Source organism: Pseudomonas sp. P5_A2_2, assembly GCF_054177685.1.
Genome location: NZ_JBGCUL010000270.1, coordinates 1 through 5400, shown reverse-complemented (window position 1 = coordinate 5400; position 5400 = coordinate 1). Strand labels below are relative to the sequence as shown.

Sequence of the window (5400 nt, the reverse complement as noted above, 5' to 3'; positions counted from 1 at the left end):
AGGGGTGCCTGACAGTCCGCCATCGCGAGCAAGCTCGCTCCCACAGGTTACTCATTGCTCGCGCTATTTGCGGTCCAACGCCGCTTCCGCCGCAGCAATTTCAGCCTGGCGCTTGACGATCATGTCGCCCACCGGCGGCCCCTGGAACCGCCGCGCTTCAAAACCGAACCAGACGATGGCGGTCAGCACCAGGAAGCCGATGGTGATGTACAGCGCCCAATCGTTCGGTGGCTGGATGCCGATGACGAAAATGATGATCATCGACAGGATCGAGAGAATGGCGAACACCGAGTACCAGAAACGGCCCATGTTCCACGGCCCCATGGTCGGCCACTTCGCAGTCCCAAAGGTAAACAGGCCGAGCACGATGGGAATGGCGAAGGAGAAGAACAGGAAGATCACCGTGCAGGACACCACGATCGTATAGACCGGTGTTGCCCCGACGGAGATCACCGACGATCCCCAGTCGAACAACACCGCGAGGGTGGCACCGGTCCAGATCGCCGCGACCGGGCTGCGATGGGTCGATGAGACCGAGGCCAGGGCTTTGGAGCAGGGCAGGCCGCCGTCCCGGGAGAAGGCGAAGATCATGCGCGAAACCGAGGTGACAGTGGCCAGCCCGCAGAGCACCTGCGAGATGAAAATCGCCACGTAAAGCGCAAGCTTCAATGTCGGGTTGACCTGGGTGTTCATCGCCCAGAAAAACACGTTCCAGCCTTGCTTGGCCGCCTCGTCCATGCTCGGCAGCATCAGCACGAACGCGCTGAGCATCAGCCAGCCGAACAGCAACGACCAGACCACCGACATGACCATGCCGCGCGGCACCGACATGGCCGCGTTGCGGGTTTCCTCGGAGGTATGCGCAGAGGCGTCGTAGCCGGTGATGGTGTAGATCGGCAACAGCAGGCCGAGCATGAAAATCCAGCCGTTGGAGACCTGCGGCCAGACGCTGCCGCCCACCTCGCCGGAATAGTTGTTGAAGGTCCACAACCGCGCGAATTCGTAGCTGGGCGCCGACATCAGGCAGACGATGGTCAGGGCCAGCGCCGTGGCGAAGATCAGGTAGCCGGAGAAGTCGGTGAGCTTTGCCGTCAGGCCGATGCCCAAGTGGTTGCACAAGGCCTGCAGGCCGGTGAGGATCGCCAGGAAAATCACCCGGACCGTGGTCGTGTCCTCCATGCCCAGAGCCGGTCCGAAGGCGCCGAAAAAGAAGTAATAGGTACCGACGTTGATTGCGCCCAGAACCGTGACCAGCCCCAGCAGGTTGAACCACGCGGTCAGCCAGCCAGTGAAGCGGTTACCGAGAATCGAGCCCCAGTGGTACAGCCCGCCAGCGGTGGGGTAGGCCGAGGAAATCTGCGCCATGGCCATGGCGAATACCCCGGAGATCAGGCAGCCGATCGGCCAGCCGATGCCGATGGAGATGCCCCCCGCGCCCGAGGTGCCCTGGGCCAGCGAGTTGATGCCACCCGAGAGGATGCAGATGATCGAAAAGGAAATCGCAAAGTTGGAGAAAACCCCCATTCGTCGTGAGAGTTGCTGGGCATAGCCCATGCTGTGCAGCACCTTGACGTCATTGTCTTGCGCTTCGGTGCCCGGCTGGCTTGCTGGGTTCATGATGTGTGCCCCTTCAGGTTTTGGACAGGCCGAACTGAGCCGCCGTAGGCTCGACCTTGGTTTTCTGTAGGAGCGAGCCTGCTCCGGGCGGCGTTCCGACGATGGACTTGAGGATGACGCGGGGTGTCAGGCTCCCCGCGTCATCGTTGACGTTCATCGCGAGCAGGCTCGCTCCTACAGACGGCCGTGAAATGCCGCGTCGAAAATCCTTGCCACACCGTCCCGGGTCAATGGCAACGGGTTGCCGCCAGCGGAGGGGTCGACTATCGCCATGTCCGCGATCAGGTCGGCTTGCCGGTCATCCACGCCCAGTTCAACCAGGGTATGGGGCACGCCGATGTCCTTGCGTAGCTTGAGGACGAAGGCCATGAAACTGTCGAAGCCGGGTGAGGGCAGGCGCAGGTACGCCGCCAGGCGGGTGATGCGCTCCTCGATGGCCGTACGATTGAACTGCAGGACATAGGGCATGAAGGTGGCATTGGTCATGCCGTGATGGGTGTCGTACAGCGCGCCCACCGGATGCGAGAGCGCGTGCATCCCGCCCAGGCCTTTCTGGAATGCAGTGGCGCCCATCGCCGCCGCCGCGAGCATTTGCGCGCGCGCCTCGAGGTCCGACGGCATGTGTACCGCCTTCACCAGAGAGTTGGCCACCAGGCGCATGCCTTCCACGGCAATGCCATCGGCCAACGGGTGAAAACCGGGGGCGCAGTACGCTTCCAGGCAATGGGATAACGCGTCCATGCCGGTGCCGGCGGTTATTTTCGCCGGCATGCCGACCGTGAGGGCCGGGTCGCTGATCACCACGCGCGGCATCATTTTCGGGTGGAAGATGATGCGTTTGGTGTGGGTACGCTCGTCGATGATCACCGCCGCACGACCGACTTCGGAACCGGTTCCCGCCGTGGTCGGCACGGCAATGACCGGGGCGATGCGGCTGTCGTCGGCGCGGGTCCAGTAGTCGCCGATGTCTTCGAAATCCCAGACCGGGCGGGTCTGGCCGCTCATGAAGGCAATGAGCTTGCCCATGTCCAGGCCACTGCCGCCGCCGAACGCGATCACGCCATCGTGCTGGCCGGCACGCCAGGCGTCGAGCCCTCCGGCCAGGTTGGCTTCCACCGGATTGGGCTTGAGATCACAGAACAGCGCCACGCCAAGACCGGCGGCGCGCAACGCGTCCAGCGCCGCCGTGGTGATCGGCGCGCGCGCCAGGCCACTGTCGGTCACCAGCAAGGGGCGCTGGATGCCCTGGCTGCGACAGACGTCGGCCAGTTCGGCGATGCGCCCGACACCGAAACGAACGCTCGTGGGGTAGTTCCAGTTTCCTGTCAGGTTCATGGTCTACACCTCGTGACGCAGATGAAAGGATTTGGCCCGGGTCAGGTGCTCGTAGCCCAGTGGCGACAGGGTGACGCCGCGCCCGCTGTTCTTCACGCCGGTCCAGGCCAGAGCCGGGTCCAGGTAATCGCAGCGGTTCATGAAAACCGTGCCGGTGGCGATCTCATTGCCCAGGCGTTCGGCCGCGGCGAGGTCCCGGGTCCAGATGGAAGCGCTGAGCCCGAACTCACTGTCGTTCATCAAGGCGATGGCTTCTTCATCGCTGGCCACCGGCATGATGCCGACCACCGGGCCAAAGCTTTCGTCGCGCATGACCGACATTTGATGAGTGACATCGACCAGGACTTGCGGTGCGAGGTAGGCGCTGCCCGGTACGTCGGCGGGAAATGCCTGCGGATCGATCAGCGCTTTGGCGCCCTGGGCCAGCGCATCGGCAATCTGCCCGCGAACAAAGTCAGCGGCGGCCGGCGAAACCAGCGGGCCGAGGGTGGTGGTGGGGTCCAGCGGATTGCCCAGCACGTATTGGCGGGTCAGGGCGGCGAAGCGTTCGACAAACGCCGGATAGATTTTCTGATCGACGTAGATGCGCTCCACGGCGCAGCAGCTTTGTCCGGAATTGAAGAAGCTGCCATCGACCAGATTCTCCACCGCGTGCTCAAGATTGGCATCTGCCCGAACGTAGGCCGGGTCTTTACCACCGAGCTCCAGGCCCATGCCGAGAAAGCTGGCGAAGGTAGCGTGTTGTACTTCCTTGCCAGCCTCTACCGAGCCGGTGAAGTTCACCTGCTGTACCTCTCCGGAAACGATGACGGCAGCGGTGTAGAGATGACTGAGCACCAGGTTCTGGAACAGCCCTTCAGGCAGATTCGCGCGGCGAAAGGCCTCGGCAAAACGCTCGCCCACCAGCAGGGTTTGCGACGCGTGCTTGAGGATTACGCTGTTGCCTGCCATCAGCGCCGGGATGATCGTGTTCACCGCGGTCAGGTACGGGTAATTCCACGGAGCGATCACCAACACCRTGCCCAGCGGTTCGCGTTTGATATAGCGGCGAAAGCCCGCTGCGGGCGCGGGCTCGACAGCGGCCAGCGCTTGCGGCGCAATGGCGATCATATGCCGGGCGCGCTCCTCGAAACCGCGCAGCTCGCCGGCGCCAAAACACACCGGTCGACCCATTTGCCAAGCCAGTTCCGGGACGATTTCAGTGGTCATGGCGAGCATCGCGTCCACCGCAGCGCTGCACAACGCCGCGCGTTCGCTCAGTGGTCGGCGTTGCCATTGCGCCTGGGCGGCGGCTGCCGCTTTCAGCGCTTGATCGAGCTGGACCATATTGGTGCAGTGACGCTCGGCGTAGACCCGGCCATCGACCGGGGAAATGATCTTGATCTTATCTTTCATGGTGATCTCAATAGCGCTCGAAACCGCGCTGCAATTCCCAGTCGGTGATTCGCCGGTCGTACTCCTTCTGCTCCCACTCGGCGGTGTGCACGTAATGGTCGACCACCTCATCACCGAACGCCTGTCGCAACATGCCGGAGGCCTTGAGGGCGGCGCTCGCCTCGCGCAGGGTCTTGGACACTTCCGGCAAATGCTCATCCAGGTAGGCGTCACCTTCGAACGGCGGCGCGAGATCGAGCTTCTCGTCGATGCCGGCGAGGCCCGCCGCGATCAACGCGGCGAAGGCCAAGTAGGGATTGAGATCGGCACCGCCGATGCGGCATTCGATGCGGATGGCCTTGCTGCCTTCGGCACACAGGCGAAAACCGGCGGTGCGATTGTCGCGGCTCCACACTGCCCGCGTCGGCGCAAAGGTGCCGGCCTGGAAGCGCTTGTAGGAGTTGATGTAGGGCGCGAGAAAACAGGTGATGTCGTTGGCGTACTTGAGCTGCCCGGCGACCCAGGCCCGCATCAGTTTCGACATGCCGAACTCGGCTTTCGCGTCGAAGAACAGCGGCTTTTTGGCGTTCTTGTCCCACAACGAATTATGGATGTGACTGCTGGAACCGGCGGCGTCGTAGCGCCACTTGGCCATGAAGGTGATCGCCTTGCCCTGCAACTGCGCGATCTCTTTGCAGGCGTGCTTGATGATGACGTGGTGGTCGGCCATGGTCATGGCATCGGCGTAGCGGATGTTGATCTCTTCCTGCCCCGGACCCCATTCACCCTTGGAGTTTTCCACGGGAATGCCCGAGGCCTGCAGATGCTTGCGAATCGCCCGCAGCACCGGCTCTTCGCGGGTGGTCTGGAGGATGTTGTAGTCCTCGATGTAATGGCCGGCGGTTTTCGGTTTGTGATAGTTGCGCTGGTGGATCGCCTCGTAGCTCTCATCGAACAGATAGAACTCGAGTTCCGAGGCAAACATGCCGGTATAGCCGCGCTCGCGCAGGCGCTCGACCTGCTTTTTCAGAATCGCCCGCGGACTGTGGGGCAAGTCCTGGCGATGGTGATGAT

Annotated in this window: 5 protein-coding genes; all 5 read right to left on the bottom strand. The window is 62.9% G+C overall.

Annotated elements, in window-relative coordinates:
• Positions 1-63 precede the first annotated feature (63 nt).
• Positions 64-1617 (bottom strand): amino acid permease, encoded by a 1554-nt coding sequence (locus tag ACXRVY_RS15960; protein ID WP_223463649.1) that lies wholly within the window; start codon positions 1615-1617, stop codon positions 64-66.
• Positions 1618-1630: 13 nt separating this feature from the next.
• A complete protein-coding gene (locus ACXRVY_RS15955) occupies positions 1631-1774 on the bottom strand; it encodes a hypothetical protein (RefSeq protein WP_223463650.1) in 144 nt (47 codons plus the stop codon).
• A 17-nt stretch (positions 1775-1791) separates the two neighbouring features.
• Positions 1792-2952 (bottom strand): iron-containing alcohol dehydrogenase, encoded by a 1161-nt coding sequence (locus ACXRVY_RS15950; protein ID WP_223463651.1) that lies wholly within the window; start codon positions 2950-2952, stop codon positions 1792-1794.
• Positions 2953-2955: 3 nt separating this feature from the next.
• Positions 2956-4347 carry an aldehyde dehydrogenase family protein gene (locus ACXRVY_RS15945; RefSeq protein ID WP_458237735.1) on the bottom strand — a complete coding sequence of 464 codons (1392 nt, stop codon included), beginning with the start codon at positions 4345-4347 and terminating at the stop codon, positions 2956-2958.
• A 7-nt stretch (positions 4348-4354) separates the two neighbouring features.
• Positions 4355-5400 (bottom strand): glutamine synthetase family protein (locus ACXRVY_RS15940; protein WP_458237734.1); only part of this gene is annotated, 1046 nt, incomplete at its 5' end.